Origin of the sequence: Streptomyces sp. NBC_01478 (genome assembly GCF_036227225.1) — a bacterium.
Taxonomy (GTDB): Bacteria; Actinomycetota; Actinomycetes; order Streptomycetales; family Streptomycetaceae; genus Streptomyces.
In genome coordinates this window covers 56,934-77,411 of record NZ_CP109444.1, presented here as the reverse complement: position 1 = coordinate 77,411, position 20,478 = coordinate 56,934, and the positions used below count along the sequence as shown (strand labels likewise).

Genomic DNA, 20,478 nt, shown 5'->3' with positions numbered 1-20,478 from the left:
CACCTGAAGCTCCGTTTCATCCCGCCTTGGCGACCTTGCTCTCGACCTCGCCAATGGCTGCAAGATCAGGGGTGTTGCCCTGCCGAGCGACACCTCGGCGTCGTATCAACTGGGCTTGCCCGGCGCGGGCCAAGTCCGACGGGGCTCCCTGCGCCCCATGTCAGTCCCGGTCGCGCACGCCACGCCCATGAAGCGGAACGCCATCTACGACCACCGCACGCAGCAGGCCGCGGTGCCGGTCACCGTGCATTCCGAGGACGGCGGCGCCTGCGAGACCGTGCTTGTGCGCGCCCCGGCGTAAGTCGCGCTGTACTACAGGGGGCGCCGCCAGGCCAGCAGGCGGTCACGTAGTCCGGCCAGTGGCCGAACACCTGCTGGGGAACGGCTACGTCCAACAGGACATAGCCCGGCTGCACCACCACCGCGACCTTGGCCGGATCCTTGGGGTTATTGTCCATCTGGCCATCGTGCGACGGCCTCGGTCTTCCTAGGCTGGTCATGCCGCGCCGATCATGACTAGCGAGGAGATATGCACCATGTACGTAGTAGTCGAGACGTGGACACCGAAGCCCGCCTACTTCGAGCAGTCCAACGTCGTGGGTGAGCTGCGGCCGGCCGAGGCGGTCGCCGTCGAGCACCTGGCACTGGGGGCTGAGGCCAAGTGAGCGTGCTCGAGGATCTGCCGGAGAAGATCGGAGGGTGGCCGCGTACGGCTGCTACGGAGGCCGCTGTCGCCTTCGCTGCCGAGCACTCTCCGGATTGGCTGCTCAACCACACTGTCCGCACTTACTTCTACGCTCGTAGTATCGCCACCGCCAAGAACCTCACTGCCGGGGTGGACTACGACGACGAGACGCTCTTCCTCGCCACGGTGCTGCACGACATCGGCCTGACCGACGAGGGGCAGGGACCGAACCGGTTCGAGGTGGACAGTGCGTTCCGGGCCGCTCGATTCGCCCGAGAGCATGGGCTGTCGGATGCCGCCGCCGACCAGATCTGGGACGCGGTGGCGTTGCACAGCTCCGGGGGGATCGCGCCCCACAAGCATACTGTCGCCGCTCTCTTGCATTTCGGTACTGGTGCCGACCTGTTCGCTTTCGGTATCGAGGATGTGGACCGGGCGGTAGTGGACGCGGCGCACGAGGCGTTTCCCTATCTGGATCTGCGGAACAACTTCCATGCGCTGCTCGTCCATCAGATCGACGAGCAGCCTTCCAAGTGGGCGCCGTTGTCGTACGTCGACGCCGTGTATCGCAAGCACCGGCCGGACAATCCGTTCCCCGGGCTGGACGAACTGGTCGCCGCCCCGGTGCGTCCGGAGTAACGACGTCTCGCGGTAGCTGCGGTCGGGTGCCGGACCGTTTGTCGGCGGGCAGCTGCGACGAAGAAGACGCGGAGCCGGGCACCCCGCGTGCCTGGCTCCGCGCCAGTGTTGACCCGGCATCGCGTCCCGGGCCTCTGAGAGTTGGCATCCCGGCTTCAAGGAAAGCCGTGGCGGTCGCGATGCGGGGGACCGATGCCGTCGGGAGCGGCGCCGAGTTCTTCGGCGAGGGCTTTCACGGCTGTGCTGAGGCTGGCGGTCATGCGGGCGGCACGCAGTTCGCGGTCGGACGCGAACATGCGGGCTCGGCGTACTCGTCGAGGGTCTTTCCCATGGGCGATCCGTCGGGGCCGTAGATGCGGGAGTTGCCGGCGCCAGTGGTCAGCAGAGCGCGCTGTTCGTCATTGGTCGCGAACGTCTCGATGGCCCGTTCGCCGATTACCTGGCTCGGGGCGATGACGAAGCATCTGCCCACGTCCGGGGCCGCCAGCATGGCCACGTACACCACGGCGTCGACGAGGAGGACGGCCATGATCTCCGGCCACCACCGGCTCAAGGGCGGGGCCGCCGTGCTCGGGGCGACGGGCCCGGATGAAGCCGGCGTCAGCCTGGCGATGCTCATGGCCAGGCTGGCGCCATAGGAAGGCGGAGAACGTACGGCGCTACTTTCATCCCTCGGCGGAGGCGATCGCCGAGGTCACCAGCCTGCTTGCACCTGGTGACAGCAGGAGATGAATGAGTTGCCTGCCTATCCGGGGAACCACTTGGTGCAGACCTGGTCACCTGCGCGTTCCCAGCATGCGCGTACGCGCTGAATCTCTGTACGCGGAACCATCATGGTGTGCTGGTCAGTCCCGTAGTTGACCTTCCTGGACTCCGACACACCCCCGTCCACGGACACCGTCACTTTGTCGCCCTGCTTCACGTAGTCGCCCCATGCTTTTGCCCAGGCAGCCTGGCACTTGCTGTTCCAGCGGACCACCACCGTGATCGGCCCTGGAGTCTTCCGATCCTGCTCCGCGATTGTCTGCACGCCCTCGTCGCAGTGTCCGTTGGGTTCTTTGCCTCGGCAGGAGGTCAGCGTGCAAGAAGAGGACGGCGGATGCTTGTCCGGGAACACGGTCAGGACCAGTATCACCGCGAGGACGGTCGCGCCGAGTACAGAGGTAACGAGGAATTTCCGGTTCCGGAACCGATTGCCCCAGGGACGGTCTTCTTCTGAGGCCGCCGGTTCTTCTTGCCGGAATCTGTCCTCCCAGGCCGAATTCCACTCTTCCCACTCGGCATGAGGGTCGCGCCCGATGGTCCTGGCGAACGCGTCGACGTACTCCCTCTCAGGTGCTCTGTCCGCCCTGTTGAAAAAGTTGCTGGCCCAGGCGGCAGAGCGTTTGCATGCCTGCCCGAAGCTCTCCTGCGTCCGCTTCGGATCGTTCTTGAGCTGCTCCTGCTTTCGCTTTAGGAAGTCGCCATAGCTGCTGTCCTGTCGTGCCGATCCCATGACGGGATGCCTCCCCCTCGTCTGGCCGTGGAAGCCGGTTCTCCCAGGTCAGACCCCCCGTGAACATTCATGAACTCTTTACGCCGGGCTGAGTCTTGACCCCAATAGTGCCACTAACGGAGCGTCATGGTGTGTCGACCGGTGGTCACTTCGTACGGGGCGGAGTGACGCCGACAATCCTCTGGAGGGAAACATGGCATTGACCTTTCGAAGTGGGACGGCGGCGCGGGGGCTCAAGGCTGCGGGCTGCGGGGTCCTGACAGCTCTGGTCCTGGCCGGGGCGACGGCCTGCGGATCCGGGGTCAAGTCCGAGTCCGGTGCGAAGCCCGTCGCGGCGGTGGCGGAGGACTCCTTCGTCCTTCCGTCGGCGGGACCGCTGGAGAACTGCGGTGACCTGCACACCGGCTCGCGGGGCGCCTGCGTGCGCGTGCTGCAGAGCTATCTCAACGATCCGCACGCGCACAACCAGTGGGACGGCGCCGGCCTGTCCGTGGACGGCATCTACGGGTCCAAGACGGCGGCGGCAGTCCAGGCGTTCCAGACCTACCGGTCGCTGCCCTCGACCGGGGTGGCCGACGCACAGACGCGGTCGTACCTGGCGAACGGCTCCCCGGCCGCGTGCATGGACACGCTGGTCGGCATGGGGTCGGCTACGCCGTGCGTGGTCAAGCTGCAGAACTATCTGTCGCAGTCCGGTCATCCGCTGACGGTGGACGGGATCTTCGGAGCACGTACCCGGGATGCTCTCAAGGCGTTCCAGAAGGACATGGGGCAGGATCCTGACGGCATCGCCGGTCCCGAGTTCTGGGGTCCGCTCTCAGGGGACTGACCTTCTTGCCTTCCTCGGGTACAGGCCGTCCGTCTGGTCGGTACCCGAGGAAGGAGACGGGGCCGTCTTCTGTTCCTCAGTGGTTTTCTGCTTCTGCAGTGGCTCCTGGGGGCCGGCCTATTGGTGCCCGGACGTCCCAGGTACGGAAAAAGCCGGCTCCCGTTTCCGGGATACCGGCTTCCGGCGGTTCCGTGCGCCAACACGAGACCGCTTATTTCCCCTTGTGCTGTGGTTGGAGCCAGTAGCAATCAGGGTATTCCTGCGATCCTACCTCTCGGCGGGTCGTAGCTTTCAGACCACAGTGACGGTCTCCTGGTGATCGAGTCAAGCAGCCGATTGGGACAGCCCCACACCAACTGGTTCCCTCTGAGGGCTCATCGACTGCCGCGCACTTCCTGAGCTGCCGGAACACCGCTTCATGAATCGTTCAGGAAGTTTCAGGAACAGCAGCGAACCTCGCATATGCGGGATACCGCTGCACCAATGTCCCCTGGCGCAGAGACGTACCCAACTCGACTCCCTATGAAGGGACTTTTTTGAGATCCTCGAATCCGTACGGAATGCCAACCCCACAGTGGCGCCAACCGCTTGGCAGTCCGTCAACCACCTTGGAGCCAGTAGCACGCCGGTGCCCCCGAAAAGGGGCCCCGGCAGAAGGGGAATTTCATGAGCAGCAAGAACCATAACCACGCACCGGAACTACACGGTGTAGCACAGAAGCCGGAAAGCGGTTCCGGCCGTAGCCGTCTGGGCGGTGCCGAGGCAGCCGTCATCATCGTGGCCATCGTGGTCACGGCGTTCCTCGTGGTGATGGTGGGCCTGGCTCTGAGCGCCGTCCTGAAGCTGATCCTGGGGGCCGGCCTGGCTGCGGCGGCCGTCGTGGCAGCCGTCACCACCGGAAGCTCCAGCCGCTTGCGCGCGGCGCTGCGTGCCCTGTTCGACCCGTCCGACCCGTCCGACTGACGGGCGGTCCGGCCATGGGGCGGCAGGAGAAGCCGATCAGCAGCACTGTTCCTGCCGTCGTTGTCCTCGCAGAGTACCTGCGAGGACAACGACGGCAGGCCGGGCTGACCTACAGTCAGCTCGCCGGATTCAGCACCCACGACAAGACCACCCTCAGCCGGGCCGCGTCGGGCAGGACAACTCCCGGCGAGGGCGTCGTCCTCGACTTCGTCCGCGTATGCGCTGCTGCGCAGGGCCACAGCCCCGATGAAGCCCTCGCCGAAGCCCGTAGGCTGTGGCGCGTGGCCCGGTATGAAGAGCGACGGGCCGACAGTGGTACTCGGCGGCCGCAGGCTCCTGCGGTCGAAGTCATCGCCGACCGGGCCGAGATGAGCGCGGCGCTGTGTGAACTGTACGAGAAGGCCGGTGCCCCCTCGTTCCAGCGGATGGAGGAACTGGCTGGCGGCTACGGAAAACTGCCGCACAGCACGGCACACCGCATCGTCCGGCGGGGAAGGGTTCCTTGCAGCGTGCGGCAGCTCACGGGGTTCCTGGATGCTTGTGGCGTCGCGGGGGTCGAGCAGCGGCCGTGGATCGATGCCTGGCATAAGGTCCGCCAGGACAGCACCGCCGTGGCTCCCCAACTACCGCACCCGACCGACGCGGCCGATCTGCGCAGACTGACTGTAGAAGGCAAGAACCGCAGTACCGGACGTGGAATGCCCGGCCGTACTGAGGCTCGTTCCGCCAGCCTCTGCACGCACCACGATGTAGTCGTCCCCCATTGCTTCGCGCTGTGAGGCGAGTGTTCCGTGCACGGTCGCTGCGTGCCGGGTATCGAGTGCGCGGGTCAGGTCAGGGTCGGGCCGTGTCGGAGGAGTACTGACATTGCGTCGATCAGTTCGCGGGTCGACGCCTTCGCATCGACAATGCTCTGGGTAAGGAAAACCCCCATGCCTGCCGCTATCAGGGCGACGGCGAGCCGCTCGGGTTCAGGGGCGTCCGGATTCGCCCGTGCGACGAGTCGGGTCAGCGCTGCGTGCAGCGCCGTAGCCAGCGGCTGGTGCGGGCCGGGGTGGGTCGGATCCCGGAGGAGTTCAGCCCAGAACTGACCCACTATAAGCCGCGGTGCCGAGCCTGGCGCACTCTGTATCAGAGTGTTGTGCACGAGGTCGATCACTTCCGCTGTGTCGAGGACATCAGGGCCCTGCGCGGCCTCGTCGAGGGCTGCGACGACTGGTGCGCGGATGGCCTCGAACACTGCATTGATCAGGTCTTCCCTGCTCGCGAAGTGGCGGTAGATGCCACCCACGGACATGTTCGCCGCCGCACAGATCTCCGGCATAGACGTGGCGGCGAAGCCCTTGCGCGCGAAGCAGTCCGCGGCGGCGTCGATGATGGCACGACGTACGCGCGAGCGTCGGTCAGTCGATATACGAGGCATGGTGCAAGCCGGGGGAGTGGCAGGAACAGGGGGACTGCGGGAAACAAGATTCTTGCACGAGATTGTGCCGGGTGAGAACCGATGCCCCAGCCGGGCCTCGGCCCGTCATCGATGCATTTCTGAGCCCGACCGGTGAATGTCATGTGCGGGGGAGAGCCTACCCATCGCCGCCCCTCTGTCGGGCTTCGGCTGTCCCCGGGCGGGAGATCGTCCGACTGCTTCTTGGCGGTCCTTCGCTGAGCGAGGCAGACAGCGACCTCTGCTTGACGGGTACGGTCGGCGGTCTCTTTAATAGCGAAAGATCATTCGCTATTAGCGTCCGTGAGGACGCAGAGGAGGACAGGATGACGACGCAACGCACTGCTCTCGTTACCGGTGGTGGCAGCGGGATCGGGCGAGCTGCCGCCGAACTGCTGGCTGACCAAGGGTGGTCGGTGATGATCACTGGCCGCCGTGAGGACCCGCTGCGCGAGATAGCGAAAGGACGTGACTCGATAGCGGTGCACGTCGGGGATGTCTCCGCCGATGGCTCCGCGAGGGACATGGTCCAGGCAACCCTCGCTGAGTTCGGACGGCTGGACGCGCTGGTCAACAACGCGGGCATGCTTTCTCCCGTAGGCACGGCGGAGATCACCGCCGACCACCTGGACGCGCTGTTCCGTACCAACGTGCACGGCCCGGTCCAGCTGGTGGCCGCAGCTGCGGACGCACTGGCCGACGGTGGCAGCATCGTCAACGTCACCAGCGCCATCGCGCACAAACCCACCGGCGGGCCGCTCTACTACGCCGCGAGCAAGTCCACGCTGGGGTATCTGACGCGTTGCTGGGCAGCAGAACTGGCCCCGCGTAAAATCCGGGTCAACGCGATCGCGCCCGGCCCGACCGAGTCCGACATTCTCTCCACGATCGCCAACCCGGAGGTGGTCGAGCAGATCAAGGCGGCCGAGGCCGCGAGTCTGCCGCTCAAGCGCCGTGGAACCGCCGCGGAGGTCGCACGGTGGATCGTTGCCCTGGCCGACCCGGACGCTTCCTGGGTGACCGGCCAGATCCTGGCCGTCGATGGCGGGATGTCGGTCGGATGAGCCGCCGAGTCCTTGTCGTCGGCGCCGGGCCTGTAGGACTCGGCCTCGCCCACGGTCTGCACGTCCGGGGCGCTGAGGTGGCGGTGGTGGAACGGGCCCCAGAGCTGACCGAGGTCGGATGGGCGATCTCGCTGACCGACCGGCATCACAAGGCGCTGGATCAGCTGGGCTTACCGCCTGGCCTGTGGCAGCGGGACCTGATGGTGCGCGAGTACATCTTCGACGCGCACACCTCGGTTCCCGTGGACACCATGCCGAGTTACCCCGGAATGCTGCTGGAGCGGTCTGTCTTACAGACGCGGCTCCTCGATCCGGTCCGTGACCTGGTTCGCACCGGCACCACTCCAGCCGCGGTCGAGGACGACGGCATCACCGTCGGCGTCCGCTTCGACGATGGCACCACCGGCGAGTACGACGCCGTCATCGGAGCTGACGGCGTCCGCTCCTGGATCCGCCTCAACGTCCTCGGCGGTCCTGCACCGTTCGATATCGGCTGCACCGTGATGCGTTTCCGCCTCCCGAACAAGATCGGCGTGACCTTCGCCGCCCGCACCACACCGGTCCAGGGCTCGCGACTGGCGTACTTCCTGATCGACGGGGGCAAGACCCTGCACTGCATGGTGTTCATCAACGACCCGGCCCGGCGGCACCGTGACACCCGGCTGAGCGCGCTGGCTGAACGATTCGCTGGCCTGCAAGGCCCCCTCGGCTACGTGGTCGAGGCCATGCGGTCTGACCCCGACCACCTCGCCGTCGACATCGAGCAGGTCACCACCACCGTCTGGGCCCGTGGCCGGGTCGCGATCGCCGGCGACGCCGCCCACGCCATGAGCCCGGCTCTCGGTCAAGGGGGCGGTGCGGGACTCGAGGATGCGGCAGTCCTCTCGGATCTGCTCACGGCCCCCGGGCTCCCGGTCGAACAGGCCCTCTCCGGCTACGAACGACTCCGCCGTCCAGCCGCGCAGGAACTGCAGTACCGCTCCTTCAACGCGGCTCGCGATCTCGTACCGCCTCCGCTGAAAGCCCTGATGTAACCATGCGACGGTGTGCCGAAGCGCAGGCTCTGCATCACGCCTACGACGGCCAGGACGCTGACGACTTCATGCGGTGCCTTGCCGTTCGCGTCGCCCGGGATGCCGCGCGACCGCCCCGGATTGCCCGTGCGGTCCTTGCTCCCGTCTCGCCACCCCCCAGATGCCGCCGCCGGCAGCTGCCCTTGTTCTCTCGGCCGCTGCGATGCGCCGGGTTGGTGTCAATGGGCGGGTGTCGGTGACGGCATGTCAGCCCTGGAGGTTTTCGCTGGTGGAGTTCTAAGCCCTGGGAGGGCGGGCGGCCTGTACTTCCGTGCCCAGGCCGCCCGACGCGGTCAGTTGAAGAACGGGTCGTCCACGACGTGAACCCAGCCGCCGCCCGGCTGGCGTCGGAGAATCTCGGTGGTGGTGGTGACCACCGGCTCCGGTCCGACCCCGGTGAGGGTGGCGGTGTTCGACACCAGAGCGACGTCGTCGACCTGTCGGATCTCGCGCATTTCGAGCTTGAGGTGGGCACCGCTGTCGACCATCTGCTGCATGGCCTGGCGGATGGCGTCCGTGCCCACCAGGTGATTTCCGGGAGTGGGGACGAAGTGGGCGTTCGGCTCGTACAGCGACACCAGACCCTCGACGTCACCGGCCTCCAGGTACTCCATGTACATGGCCCCCAACTGCTGGGGCGTCTCGGCACGGCGGCGGGCGGTGACACCGACCGGCTTGTCGCCCCAACCGGCCGCGTCGATCAGGTCGTACCAGGTGGGATAGGCGCCGTAGGGCAGGTGGCGGCGCACCAGGTCGCCGATGAAGGTCGTCGGGGACGCCTTCCGGGGCTTGGCCAGGCCCTGGGTGATGATGATGTCGCTGAACCCGTGGGCCAGGTCCTGACGCGGCAGCAGGGCGTGCACTTCGTCGGCGAGGCCGGCAGGAAGGCTCTCACGCTGGATTCCGAGGATGTCGGTGGCGATACCCAAGTGGGCCAGCGCCACCTCCGTGCCCTTGCGCGAGGCGATGCCGTCCGTGGTGTGCAGGGCGATGGCGTCCCAGACGACGGCGATACGCTCTTCTTCGACACCACGCTCGCGGAGGAACGCCGCTGCGATGTCGGCGCCGTCGACCTCGAAACGCTGATCGCCGTTGCTGCCCTCCTCGCTCAGTCCCAGGTCGTGCAGGACGCAAGCGACGAACAGCAGTTCGTCGTCGTAGTCGGTACCGGCGCGCAGACCCTTGTTCTGGGCATGGGCGCGGGCGAAGACGTAGCTGCGGACGCAGTGATCGTGAATGAAGGCAGGCGTGGCCTGTTCAGCAAAGGCGAATGTGTCCCGGGTGAGGCTCGTGTCGGGGAGGTCGAGCTGCTCGAACACGGACAGGTGTGCGTCGGTGGTCATGATGTGTCTCCTTCATTTGGGCCCCGGTCCGGGGCGAATCGGCACGGTGGCCGGGCGGCACGCTCACGCGTGCCGGGTATGGAGGGTGGGGGCGGCTGCACGGCATGTGGAGTGACAGCCGATCGCCGCACGGGGGATGCGCGGCTGGAGTGCTGTGCCTACATCTGGGCGACGAATGCGCCGATGTGTTCGGCCACTTGGTCGGGTACCTCAAGGGGCGAGAGGTGGCCGGTGTCCTTCAGAACGGTCAGCGTGGCGGTCGGGATCAGCGGCAGCAGGTGGTCGGCAAGCACGGTCGGCGGGTCGACCTTGTCGTGGCTGCCCGCGAGAACCAGCACCGGCACCTCGATGGCTGAGACGCCGGCCGACACGTCCTGGACCATGCCCTGGCGCGACCATGCAAGACGCGCCTGCTCGCCGCCGCGCATACTGTCCTCGACCACCTGCCGGCGCAGCTCGGGAGTCAGCCCGCCGCGGGTCATCATCAGGTCGATACCCTGAAGAATCCCCTCCTCGCTCTCGTAGGCGTGGAGAGCCATCTCCTGCATCTGCTCGGTCACCCCGATCGGCGCGGGCGGTGCGGGCGCCACGAGGACGGCTCCCCGCAACCCGGCGGGCTTGCGTGCGGCCAGTATCTGGGCCACCTTGCCGCCCATGGAGTGTCCGACGAGCACGTAGTCGGAGTATCCGAGCGCATCGATGACCCGCTGCGCGTCGTCCGCGAGCTGCTCCAGGCCGTAAGGTCCCGGCACGCTCGTGGAGTCGCCCCATCCACGCTGGTCGTAGGCCACGAAGCCCTGTCCGGGATCCAGCAGCCGCAGCACCGGGATCCAGGTGCGCCGGGAGCCTCCGTAGTAGTGCAGGAAGACCAGCGCCGGACCGTCACCCTCATGGACGTGGGCGTACACCTGGCCGCCCTGTACGTCGAAGAAGCGGCCCACCACATTCAGCGAAGTCATCGCCAGCTCCTCGTCCACGGCCGGGGCTCTCGGACCGCTCCACCGATGTGTGGAGTCGGCTGCCCCGCGCTCGTTCCTCGATCCTGCTCCGGAACCTCCCGTCCAGGACACGGCTCATCTGCCATCATCCGCATCTTTTGAGCCAGAACTGCGCGGATGGGCCCTTGCTTTCCGGTCACACGATCAGCGGCTTGAACAGGTGATTTATCCCGGGAACATCTCTGGGCCAGGGCATGGCGGCTCCCTGGCCCTCCCTGCGATATGAATGACGGACGTAACATTGCGGCCATGAACAAGCATCGGGTCATGGTCCTGGCGATCGACGGCGTGCTGCCCATGGATCTGGGGATCCCCACGCAGATCTTCAACGCCCGTCCGAACACCCCTTACGAGCTCACCGTGTGCGGCGACACCGAGGAGGCCGTGACCACGAGCGCCGGTTTCACCCTCGGGCTGACCGCGGGTCTCGAGGCGCTCGCCGAAGCGGACACGATCATCGTCCCGGGCGTCGAGGACTTCCGGCGCCCTCCGCGCCCACGGGTGAGGGCCGCTCTCAAGCTCGCCGGCCGCGCCGGGATACGCATCGCTTCCATCTGCACCGGCGCCTTCGCCGTCGCCTCGGCCGGACTGCTCGACGGCCGCACCGTCACCACCCACTGGGCCAGCGCGGACGACCTCGAAAAGCTCTACCCCCGGCTGCGCGTCGACCGCAACGTCCTCTACATCGACAACGACACCATCCTGACCTCCGCGGGATTTACGGCCGGCATCGACCTGTGTCTGCACCTGGTCCGCAAAGACCTCGGCGCGGCCGTCGCGAACGACATCGCCAGGGACATCGTCGCCGCCCCGCACCGCGACGGCGGCCAGGCCCAGTACATCAGCAGGAGCCTCCCCACCCCCCAGGCCACCACGCTCGCCGGCACCCGTGAACGGGCCCTGCTCCACCTCGAAGAGGACCTCACCATCCCCCACCTCGCCGACCATGCCGGCGTCTCCCCGCGCACCCTGACCCGCCTGTGGCGCCAGGAAACCGGCGTCAGCCCCCACCAGTGGCTCCTGACCGCCCGCATCAACCGCGCGCGAGAACTCCTGGAGACCACCGACCTCCAGGTGGAACAGATCGCCGTCCGGTGCGGCCTCGGCAGCGGCGCCAACATGCGCGCCCGTTTCCGTGACGCACTCGACGTCACGCCCACGGCCTATCGCCGCACCTTCCAGCACCGGGCCGCCTGACGGCGAAGGCCGCACTTGCGCGGTCACCGAGTCCGTCGACCCAGGCGCACGTCCGCCCCGACAGTGTCCAGGGCAGAAAGACAGCCTCACGGCAGGGCGTCGGGGCCGTCCGGCCGATCCAGGACACCGTCGAACAACGGGTGCACGGCCTGCTCGCCGAACTCGACATCTCGGGGGGAGTGCACCGGGGCGTGCTGGACTGAAGGGTTCGGCCTGCGGCCTGTGCGAGGGCCGGCCTCCTTGTTTGCGCTGGCCTCGCGGGCAGTGGCTTCAAGACGAAGGAGGCTCGTTGCCGGTGTGGTCAGCGGTGGCTGCGATCATCGGTGTATGGCTGATTTTGGAAGCCCGGACGTTGTCGACGTCAGCTACGACAATCCGGATCAGCCCCGGCTGGGGCTGGAGATTTTATCCTTCGCGACGTTGCGTGAGCGGCTGTTGCCGCCTGTCGTGGCGGCGCCCAACCGTCCGGACTTCCATCAACTGACCCTGGTCACCCGCGGCGAGGGCACCGCGTTGATCGACTTTGTGGGTTACCCGTGTGCTCCGGGGACTCTGCTGCATGTGCGTCCTGGTCAGGTGCAGCGTTTCCCTGCGGGTCCTCAGGGAGGCATCGCGGATCTTGATGCGACCCTGGTGGTGTTCACGCCCGCCTTCCCGCCGCCGGTGCCTGCCAGTGCAGCCGTCATCGACGAGGGGCTCAGCCCTGCCGCTTTCTCACTGTCTGCGGTGGAGTACCGGGCCATGTCGGTGGCGGTGGCCGAGATAGCGGCGGAATACGGCACGCTGGCCGAGCGGGACGCTTCGCAGACGGAACTCACTGTGGAACTGCTGCGGCAGCTTGTCGCTGCGCTGCTGGTACGCATTGCTCGGCTGCCGCACCCTGGTGAATGGAACCCTGCGGCGGGGGGCGAGGTGTTCCGTGCCTTCCGCGGCGAGCTGGAACGCATGTTCGCCACGAGGCGCCGTGCCGCCCAGTACGCCACGCACCTCGGTTACTCGCCGCGGACGCTCACGCGGGCCTGTCTGGCCGCTACGGGCCGTACCGCGAAGGATCTCATCGACGACCGTGTCGCCCTGGAAGCCAAGCGGCTGCTGGTTCATACCGGCCTTCCAGTCGCGTCCATCGGGCGCATGCTGGGTTTCACGGAACCCACCAACTTCGGGAAGTTCTTCGAGCGGACGGCGGGTGCCACTCCCGGGGCATTCCGTGCCATACAGCGCTGACAGCCCCGCCCGCTGAGACTGCCAGAGGCGTTCTGGGCCGTGGGGCGGAGACTGCGCCGAGCCCCGTGTCCTCTGAGACGCACGCCATGAGCGGATCAGCGAGTCCATTTTCGACCATGGCGCGTCTCTTACGGATCTCGCCTGCGCCGCTCGCATCGAGCACTGTTTAAGCAAGCAGTCAGCACGTTATCCGCTTCCGGCCGGGCCTCTGATTGCCTGGTGAGGCCGGGAGGAAAGGAGAAAACAACCATGCCGTACGCAGACGTCAACGGTGCCCGCCTGTACTTCGAGGACAGCGGTGGTGAGGGCCCGGTCGTGGTCTTCAGCCACGGCAACCTCATGGACCGTGACATGTGGGTGCACCAGGTCCAGGCCCTGGCCGAGGACTTCCGGGTCGTCGTGTGGGACGAGCGGCTGCACGGCCGGACCGAGGACGACGGAAAGACCTACACCTACTGGGACTCGGCCGCCGACCTGATCGGGCTCCTGGATCACCTGGACGTGCAGCAGGCGACGCTGGTGGGGCATTCGCAGGGCGGCTTTCTGTCGATGCGAGCCGCCCTGGTGGCGCCTGACCGGGTCAAGTCCCTGGTGCTCATCGACACGACGTCGGTCGCCTGGCCACCCGAGGCGCTGGCGCAGATGCGCGGTGCGTCCGAGGGACTCCGCGGCGCGGGTCCGGAGGCAGTGGCCCCGGTATTGCTGGGGATACTGCTCGGACACCCCGCGATCCACGATCAGTGGCTGGCGAAGTGGAAGACGCAGCCGCGTGAACGGCTCGCCGACGCGGTGCAGGTACTGATGGGAGCGGATGACATCACCGGCCGGCTCGATGAGATCACGGTGCCCGCTTTGGTCGTCCACGGCGACGCGGACCAGCCGATCCCGTACCCGTTGGGCCAGAAACTGGCCGGGGAACTCTCCGGTGCCCAGGAGCTGGTCACCGTGACCGGGGCCGGACACACGCCGAACCTCACTCATCCCGACCGCGTCAACCCGGCGTTGGTCAGCTTCCTTCGCCGGTACGCCTGACAGTCCCACAGCCCCCTCCCCATACGTGGAACCTGCAGCGCCGATCAGCACGGCGCTGCTGCCCGCGAGGCGTTTTGGCGGACATTCACACGCGGGTCTCAGCATCCGCCATTTCAACGATCTGCACGAGATCCAATTCTGAAAGGAACAACCATGTCGACTCCCATTACCGACCTGGCGCAGCTCCCCCCGGCCTTCGAGAAGGCCATGAACTCCGGGAACCTCGATGAGGTCCTGAACCTGCTCGCTCCCGGTGCCGTCATGCGTACCGTCACCGGTGAGACCGTCACCGGCCAGGCGCTGCGCGACTACGCGGCCGGGTCGATCGCCGGCAAGGCCCAGCTGTCCAACGGCCCGTCGCGCATCGTGGCTGGCGACGGCATTGCGTTTGTCACCGAGGAGTGGACCCTCGAGATCACCACTCCCGACGGCAACCGGAAGAAGGCCACCGGCGCCTCTGCCAATGTCGCCCGCCTTGGTGAGGACGGCACCTGGCGCTACGCCATCCTCAACCCCCTCGGTACCGCCTGAGCGTCTGCGGGTGGCTGGACTCCCCGGAGCCCGGCCACCCCCCTCAGCCAACTGACGCCCGGCCCCTGGTCTTTGTCCATCCCCGGGGTGGATCGCGCCGCACCTGGCGGCCAGTCATCGACAGTTCGCCGACGACACCGAGTGCGTCGCCGGCGAGTTCGGCCACGGCGGATTCGCCGTGGTGGGCCGCTCGACGGACGGCAAGGTGGTCCAAGTGCTCGCCTCCCACCGGCCTGAAGGGCGTAGTGCTCAGCACACCCGCCCCGCTGGCTCCGATCGGTGTGACGCACGAATTCCAGGCGGTGTCGTCGCATGTCTACGACAACGACGAGACCGACGACCACAGCATCGATCTGGTCCTGACCCACGGTGAGTCGGGCACAGAAGCACACCGTCAGGTGCCGGGGGAGACCTTCCGGGCAGGGCCGGAGCGATCGGCTGTGCTGGTGCTGGTCGGCAACGAGGACAAGGTGATCCTGCGCGGCCGCCTGCCGCCTCTGATTTTCACCGCCACGCTCACGAGCTTGGCGTAATGGGTCACCTGTCGCCGCTGGAGGCGCCGGACCGGGTCGCCTCTCACATCAGCGGGTCCGTCGCCCGCGTCTCACTTCGACGTGAGTGAGCGGGACCTGTGTGATCGGTGGGTTTTGTGGGAGTTCATGTGCTTCGTGGCCGTGCTGCACCAATGTCGAGCGCGCTGCATGTCGTGCACCGGGCGAAGCGTTCGGGCCAGGGCGGGATCATTCTGATCACAGGCGAGGCCGGCATCGGGAAGACCGCGGTCCTCGACACCGTGCGCGCGGAGGCCGCCTCCGCCGGGTTCGTGGTGGGGATGAGCAAAGCGGACGAGGTCGACCATGTTTCGCCGGGCATGCCGCTTCTGCTCGCTCTGCGATCCGGCCGCACACCACTGGCGTCCTCGAAGGCATTCGACGATGTGAACACGCTGGTGGATCAGCCTCTGCTTCTCATCGACCGGGTCTGCGCGCTGCTGGAGGAAGTGGCAAGCTGTTCACCCGTCTTCATCGCCATCGACGACATTCAATGGATCGACCGCCTGAGCCGTCTGGCCCTCCGCGTACTGCCGGCCCGGCTGTCGGGCCTTCCGGTCGTGTGGGCGTTCACGGCCCGGGACAGGTCAAGCGGCCTGGCCGAGGAGCTCTCCGGTGGTCACTTCGACGGCGTTCCGGTCGAGAAACTCGTTCTCGGCCCGCTCGGTCTCACGGACCTCCTGGAGGTTGCGAGGGACTGGCTCGGACATATTCCTGCCGATGGAACGCGTCGAATGCTGGAAGGAGTGGCCGGCACTCCGTTCCTCGCTGTGCAGATCCTGGAGGGCATCGCCCGCGCCCGCGCCCGCGGTGAGAACGAGGACCAGGTGCCTGCCGAGTTCGTGGCAGGAGTCCGCCGCCATCTGACCGTACTACCGGCCACGGCCGCGGAACTCGTGCGCCTGGCCGCAGTGTTGGGCCGCCCCCTGACGTTCGAGGATGCCCTCGGCCTGCTGCCGGACCAGCCTCCGGCAACTGTGTCCGATCTGATCGACAGCGTCACGTCGTCGGGGCTTTTCGTGTCGCACGGATCCCTCATCGCCTTCCGGCACGATCTCGTCCGGGAGACCGTCTACGCCGATCTTTCCGATGCGACACGTCGCCGCATGCATCAGCGGTGCGCTCGCTACCTGATCCATGCGGGACACAGCGCGCTGAGCGCGGCACCGCATGCGGCGGCCGGTGGAAGAAGCGCGGATGACACCAGCGTCGCCATCCTCAGAGCAGCGGCCGACGAGGCGCTGGCGTCCATGCCGGACACGGCCGCCGACCTGATCGTTTCCGCTCTCGCACTGACCGGTCCTGACCAGCCCGGCTACTGGGATGTCGGGATCCGCTGCGTCGACATCCTCAGCCGAGCCCAACGCTCAGCCCAGGCCGTGCACGTCGCCGACTCCCTGCTCCGCAAGGCCCCGCCGACGGAGGAAGCGGCGCGCATCGAGGTATTCGCGGCCCGCGCGCTGTGGCTGACGGGCCGGTTGACCGAGTCGGTCGGCCGTATCGACACGGTCCTGTCCGCCGAGCAGGTGTCCGCCCCTTTACAAGCCCGGCTGCGAGCCTCCCGCGCCCTGGCCATCACGCGCTCCGAGACCGCGGAGCGCGCCCGGGCGGAGGCGGAAGCCGCCCTCGCACTTGCTCAGGAGGCGGGCGACCGCGCAGCGCTGGAGGTGTCGCACCTGGCGCTCGCCGAACTGGCCAAGAACTCGGGACATCACGCGCAGTCGCTGGCTCACTTCCGCGAACTGCGTGCCATCGCCGGCGCCGAGTATCTGCCGGCGGAGATTCTGGTGCTGCAGTTGCTCGACCGGTACACCGAGGCCCGATCGCTGCTCGACGCCGCGCGCCAGGAGTCCGGAAGTCAGGCCGAGGCGGTTCTGCCGTCCATGTTGCACGCCCAGATGTGGCAGGACTTCTGCGAAGGGCGCCTGGAGGAAACCGGGGCCGATGCGACGGCGTTGGTGACCCTGGGCTCGGAACTGGGCAATCATGTGTACGAACTTGATGCCGTCTCCCTCCTCAGCACGTTGGAGCTGTACCGGGGTGATGTCGTGCGGGCGCGGGCTCTTCTCACGCCCTATCTCACGCACACCGACGTGGACGACGATGTGCGCTCACCGGGTCTGATTCTCATGCAGGGATGGCTCGCCGCCGCTGAGGGTGATGTCGCGCAGGCCCTGGCCGTACTCGGACCGCTGCTGTACGCGGCGCGCGACGGGCGCACCTGGTGGCCCTGGTGGCCGGGATGGATGCCGATGTTCGCGCGCATGGCTCTTGCCGGCGGCGACGCCCGCTTCGCGGAAGAGGCGGCCGCGATCGCGGGGGAGGGCGCGGCGCGCAACCCCGGCGTCACGACATTCGAGGGCCTCGCCCTGCACACTCGAGGGCTGGTTCACCAGGACCGACAGATGCTCCAGAAGGCGGCGGACATCCTGAAGGCCGTTCCGCGACCAACTGCCCGCGCGGCCGTCGCCGATGATCTGGGCCGAGCGCTGCTCGCCGAGGGCCATCGCGAGGAAGGGATCGCCCACCTCGACCGGGCGTGGCAGCTCTACCATGACATCGGTATCAGAACCTCGATGCTGTCCGTCCAAGAGGTCCTTCGCGGGGCGGGAGTTCGACGGGCACAGTGGGCGACGGGAGCAGCCCGCCCCGCGTCGGGGTGGCAGGCACTGACCAGGGCCGAGCTGGCGGTCACCCGTCTGATCGGCTCCGGGCTCACCAACAGAGCCGTCGCCGACGACCTGGGTCTGTCCCCCAACACGATCGGCACCCACGTCCGGTCGATCTTCGTCAAGCTGGGCATTCACTCGCGTGTACAGCTGGCGAACGCACTCCACAGACGCGACGCCGAGCTGTCCGGCCAGAGCCCCCGGGAACTCCGGACTGAACGACCGCACTTGGGCCAGACGGAGCGCTCGCGGAGTTCGTCGACGTAGGTGCGCGCATCCACCTCGGGCAGCATCCAGGGCAGGAAGATGAACCGGTAGATGATGGGGGCCACCACCCGGTCGATCAACTCGTCGCCGCTGAACGTGATGCCGGGCCGGGCGGCGAATTCGGCCGCCTCTGCCCGCCGGTCGCTCGGGCAGTCAGCCCCGCAGGCGGAAGGACCGCTGAACGTCCTGAAGATTCTCTTCAGCGTCTGGCGCGACCGGTCGGGCAAGGTAGACGCATGCGTGTGCTGGTGATGGACGACGACGCCCGTCTCGTGGAGCTGCTCCAACAGGGCCTTCGCGCAGAGGGGTTCGCGGTGGATGCCACGAGCGACGGCCTTGACGGTCTCGCCAAGGCGGCCGCCGACAACTACGACGTGATCATTCTCGACGTCATGATGCCTGGCCTGAACGGCTACAAGGTGTGCGCCCACCTGCGGTCGAGCGGTGACAACACCCCCATCCTGATGCTGACGGCGAAAGACGGTGAGTACGACGAGGCGGAAGGACTGGAGACGGGGGCCGACGACTACCTGACGAAGCCCTTCTCCTTCGTCGTCCTCACCGCTCGTCTGCACGCCCTGATACGCCGCGCGCGTCCGGAGCGGCAGATCGTCCAGCACTTCGGGGACCTGGAGATCGACACAGGAGCCCGGCGTTGCCGACGCGCAGGCACGGACATCGCCCTCACTCCTCGGGAGTTCGACGTCCTGGCACTGCTCGCGGCAACCCCGGACATCGCCATCAGCAAGGCCGCCGTCCTGGAGCGGGTCTGGGACAGTGCGTACGAGGGCGGCCCCAACATCGTGGAGGTCTACGTCAGTGCTCTTCGCCGGAAAATCGACCGGCCCTTCGGCCGGGCCAGTATCGAAACCGTACCTGGCGGGGCCTACCGGCTCCGCTCCGACGGAGCCTGACGGCGGCGCCCCCCGCCGGCGCCTACGGCTGTGGCCGCAGACCGTGCGTGTCCGTGCCACCGCCGCCGTCGCACTCGTCGCCAGCCTTGCTCTCGTCGCCTGCTCGGTGGTCCTGCTCTACGCCGTCCACAACAATCTGGTCGACTCCGCCCAGAACACGGCCCGCGACCACGTCGAAAAGGCAGCGAGCCAACTCGCCTCAGGGATGCCTCCGGGCGACGTACGGGCCGAGCTGCCGGACGTCATCCTGGACACCGCGCCCCCCGCCGGCTCCTCATCCACCGCATCGGCGGACCAGGGTGCAAATGCCTATGTGGGCACGTCTGCGGGGCCGATGGTGGTGCAGGCCTATCCCAATCTTGCTCCCGCGCGTACCGCCGTGATCACGTTGACCTGGGCCCTGGTCCCGTGTACCGCCCTGCTGGTCCTGCTGGTCGCCTACCTGGCGTGGTACGCCATGGGCCGGGCACTGCGACCGGTGGAGAACATCCGTGCCGAGTTCGCCGACATCACCGCCCACAGTCTCCAGCAGCGCGTCCCCGTCCCCGACTCCAACGACGAAGTCGCTTTGCTCGCGCAGACGATGAACGGCACTCTCGATCAACTCCAGCGTGCCGTCGGCCGTCTGCGGACCTTCACCTCGGACGCCTCGCACGAACTGCGCGGCCCCCTCACCACCCTGAAGGCCCGTCTTGAGCTGGCCCTGGCCCGCCCCGACCGGGCTGAATGGACAGTGGTCGGCAGCGAGGCCCTGCGCGACACCACACGTCTGGAAGACATCGTCACCGATCTCCTGCTCCTTGCCCGCCTGGACGCTCGCCAGCCCCTGAAACTCCAACCCCTGCGCGTCACCGACCTCTTGCAACGGACCCTCGCCGAGCGCTACCCCCGTCAACCTGTCGTCCTCGTCACGGACTCCGCCTCAGACGAGGCGATCCTGGGCAGCCCCACGGCACTCGCCCGCCTCTTCCTGAACCTCATCGACAACGCGCTGCGCCACGCACACAGCAGTGTGATCGTGGAAGTGCACCACACCGAACATGAGCTGGTCGTCGAGGTCAGCGACGACGGTCCCGGCATCCCCGAACCCGACCGCGAGAGGGTCTTCGACCGCTTCACACGTCTGGACAACGCCCGTACCCGCAGCGAAGGCGGCACGGGTCTGGGCCTCGCCATCGCCCGCGACATCGCGGCCGCCCACGGCGGGACGCTCACTGCCGAACCGCCTCGGACCACCGACGGGGGTGCCCGTCTGCTCCTGGTCATCGCCAGGCAAGACTAACTGCGCAGCACGTAGCGGTTGCGCGACCGAAGATCGGACGCGCGTGACAGCGTGTGAGCGTCCGCTGTGCTCGAGGCTTCCGTGGCGTTGAGAGCTTTTGCGGCCCCGCGGTCCGGAGAACGCTCCATCACCCATTCATGTGAGAGACAAGCGGCCGATTGGTCATCGACGCTGGATTCAGAACCGGTGCCCGAGCGAAGCCGGACATGGCTGGACGGACGCCCCGGTGAACGCTCGTGGCGGGTCACGGCGCTGGAGCGGCATCCCAAGTGTGACCGCGT

21 protein-coding genes are annotated in these 20,478 nt (G+C 67.3%); 16 read left to right on the top strand and 5 right to left on the bottom strand.

What is annotated here, in order from left to right; translation table 11 throughout:
- Positions 1–157 precede the first annotated feature (157 nt).
- The 3 genes from OG223_RS00370 (at position 158) to OG223_RS00360 (ending at position 1,324) form a co-directional block, all read left to right on the top strand.
- Positions 158–301 carry a hypothetical protein gene (locus tag OG223_RS00370; RefSeq protein WP_329240640.1) on the top strand — a complete coding sequence of 48 codons (144 nt, stop codon included), beginning with the start codon at positions 158–160 and terminating at the stop codon, positions 299–301.
- 235 nt (positions 302–536) lie between these two features.
- Positions 537–665 carry a hypothetical protein gene (locus OG223_RS00365; RefSeq protein WP_329240637.1) on the top strand — a complete coding sequence of 43 codons (129 nt, stop codon included), beginning with the start codon at positions 537–539 and terminating at the stop codon, positions 663–665.
- Positions 662–1,324: an HD domain-containing protein gene (locus tag OG223_RS00360; RefSeq protein WP_329240636.1), complete on the top strand. Its 663-nt coding sequence runs from the start codon at positions 662–664 to the stop codon at positions 1,322–1,324. Before OG223_RS00365 ends, OG223_RS00360 begins: the two co-directional genes overlap by 4 nt.
- 256 nt (positions 1,325–1,580) lie before the next feature.
- Here the strand turns inward: OG223_RS00360 and OG223_RS00355 are convergent, their stop codons facing one another.
- Complete coding sequence (locus OG223_RS00355; RefSeq protein ID WP_329265917.1) at positions 1,581–1,943, bottom strand: hypothetical protein; 363 nt, start codon at positions 1,941–1,943, stop codon at positions 1,581–1,583.
- A gap of 126 nt (positions 1,944–2,069) precedes the next feature.
- A complete protein-coding gene (locus OG223_RS00350; protein ID WP_329240633.1) occupies positions 2,070–2,819 on the bottom strand; it encodes a DUF2690 domain-containing protein in 750 nt (249 codons plus the stop codon).
- A 193-nt stretch (positions 2,820–3,012) separates the two neighbouring features.
- Between OG223_RS00350 and OG223_RS00345 the strand changes: the two genes are divergently transcribed.
- The 3 genes from OG223_RS00345 (at position 3,013) to OG223_RS00335 (ending at position 5,390) form a co-directional block, all read left to right on the top strand.
- Positions 3,013–3,648, top strand: a complete 636-nt coding sequence (locus tag OG223_RS00345; protein WP_329240629.1) for a peptidoglycan-binding domain-containing protein — start codon at positions 3,013–3,015, stop codon at positions 3,646–3,648.
- Between the two features lie 666 nt (positions 3,649–4,314).
- Positions 4,315–4,611 (top strand): hypothetical protein, encoded by a 297-nt coding sequence (locus OG223_RS00340; RefSeq protein ID WP_329240627.1) that lies wholly within the window; start codon positions 4,315–4,317, stop codon positions 4,609–4,611.
- Positions 4,612–4,625: 14 nt separating this feature from the next.
- A complete protein-coding gene (locus OG223_RS00335; protein WP_329240624.1) occupies positions 4,626–5,390 on the top strand; it encodes a helix-turn-helix domain-containing protein in 765 nt (254 codons plus the stop codon).
- A 50-nt stretch (positions 5,391–5,440) separates the two neighbouring features.
- On the opposite strand, the gene OG223_RS00330 is transcribed toward OG223_RS00335, so the two are convergent.
- The gene (locus OG223_RS00330) at positions 5,441–6,034 is read right to left on the bottom strand and encodes a TetR/AcrR family transcriptional regulator (protein WP_329240621.1); all 594 of its coding nucleotides are present in this window, start codon (positions 6,032–6,034) and stop codon (positions 5,441–5,443) included.
- Between the two features lie 344 nt (positions 6,035–6,378).
- On the opposite strand from OG223_RS00330, the gene OG223_RS00325 reads away from it, so the two are divergent.
- Both OG223_RS00325 and OG223_RS00320 read left to right on the top strand, forming a co-directional pair.
- Positions 6,379–7,116, top strand: coding sequence for an SDR family NAD(P)-dependent oxidoreductase (locus tag OG223_RS00325; protein WP_329240618.1), 738 nt, complete (start codon positions 6,379–6,381; stop codon positions 7,114–7,116).
- On the top strand, positions 7,113–8,150 hold the full coding sequence (locus tag OG223_RS00320) for an FAD-dependent oxidoreductase (protein ID WP_329240616.1): 1,038 nt from the start codon (positions 7,113–7,115) through the stop codon (positions 8,148–8,150). Before OG223_RS00325 ends, OG223_RS00320 begins: the two co-directional genes overlap by 4 nt.
- 332 nt (positions 8,151–8,482) lie before the next feature.
- On the opposite strand, the gene OG223_RS00315 is transcribed toward OG223_RS00320, so the two are convergent.
- The gene (locus OG223_RS00315) at positions 8,483–9,532 is read right to left on the bottom strand and encodes an SgcJ/EcaC family oxidoreductase (protein ID WP_329240614.1); all 1,050 of its coding nucleotides are present in this window, start codon (positions 9,530–9,532) and stop codon (positions 8,483–8,485) included.
- Between the two features lie 158 nt (positions 9,533–9,690).
- Positions 9,691–10,491 carry an alpha/beta fold hydrolase gene (locus OG223_RS00310; RefSeq protein WP_329240611.1) on the bottom strand — a complete coding sequence of 267 codons (801 nt, stop codon included), beginning with the start codon at positions 10,489–10,491 and terminating at the stop codon, positions 9,691–9,693.
- Positions 10,492–10,779: 288 nt separating this feature from the next.
- Between OG223_RS00310 and OG223_RS00305 the strand changes: the two genes are divergently transcribed.
- The 8 genes from OG223_RS00305 to OG223_RS00270 all read left to right on the top strand — a co-directional run bounded on the left by OG223_RS00305 (position 10,780) and on the right by OG223_RS00270 (position 20,197).
- Positions 10,780–11,727: a GlxA family transcriptional regulator gene (locus OG223_RS00305; RefSeq protein ID WP_329240610.1), complete on the top strand. Its 948-nt coding sequence runs from the start codon at positions 10,780–10,782 to the stop codon at positions 11,725–11,727.
- A gap of 327 nt (positions 11,728–12,054) precedes the next feature.
- Positions 12,055–12,951: a helix-turn-helix domain-containing protein gene (locus OG223_RS00300; RefSeq protein ID WP_329240607.1), complete on the top strand. Its 897-nt coding sequence runs from the start codon at positions 12,055–12,057 to the stop codon at positions 12,949–12,951.
- A gap of 249 nt (positions 12,952–13,200) precedes the next feature.
- A complete protein-coding gene (locus OG223_RS00295; RefSeq protein WP_329240605.1) occupies positions 13,201–13,983 on the top strand; it encodes an alpha/beta fold hydrolase in 783 nt (260 codons plus the stop codon).
- Between the two features lie 153 nt (positions 13,984–14,136).
- The gene (locus OG223_RS00290; RefSeq protein ID WP_329240602.1) at positions 14,137–14,514 is read left to right on the top strand and encodes a YybH family protein; all 378 of its coding nucleotides are present in this window, start codon (positions 14,137–14,139) and stop codon (positions 14,512–14,514) included.
- A gap of 245 nt (positions 14,515–14,759) precedes the next feature.
- On the top strand, positions 14,760–15,047 hold the full coding sequence (locus tag OG223_RS00285) for a hypothetical protein (RefSeq protein WP_329240600.1): 288 nt from the start codon (positions 14,760–14,762) through the stop codon (positions 15,045–15,047).
- Between the two features lie 107 nt (positions 15,048–15,154).
- Complete coding sequence (locus tag OG223_RS00280) at positions 15,155–18,001, top strand: AAA family ATPase (RefSeq protein WP_329240598.1); 2,847 nt, start codon at positions 15,155–15,157, stop codon at positions 17,999–18,001.
- Positions 18,002–18,237: 236 nt separating this feature from the next.
- The gene (locus OG223_RS00275; RefSeq protein WP_329240596.1) at positions 18,238–18,915 is read left to right on the top strand and encodes a response regulator transcription factor; all 678 of its coding nucleotides are present in this window, start codon (positions 18,238–18,240) and stop codon (positions 18,913–18,915) included.
- Between the two features lie 43 nt (positions 18,916–18,958).
- Positions 18,959–20,197, top strand: coding sequence for a HAMP domain-containing sensor histidine kinase (locus OG223_RS00270; protein WP_329240594.1), 1,239 nt, complete (start codon positions 18,959–18,961; stop codon positions 20,195–20,197).
- Positions 20,198–20,478: the final 281 nt, after the last annotated feature.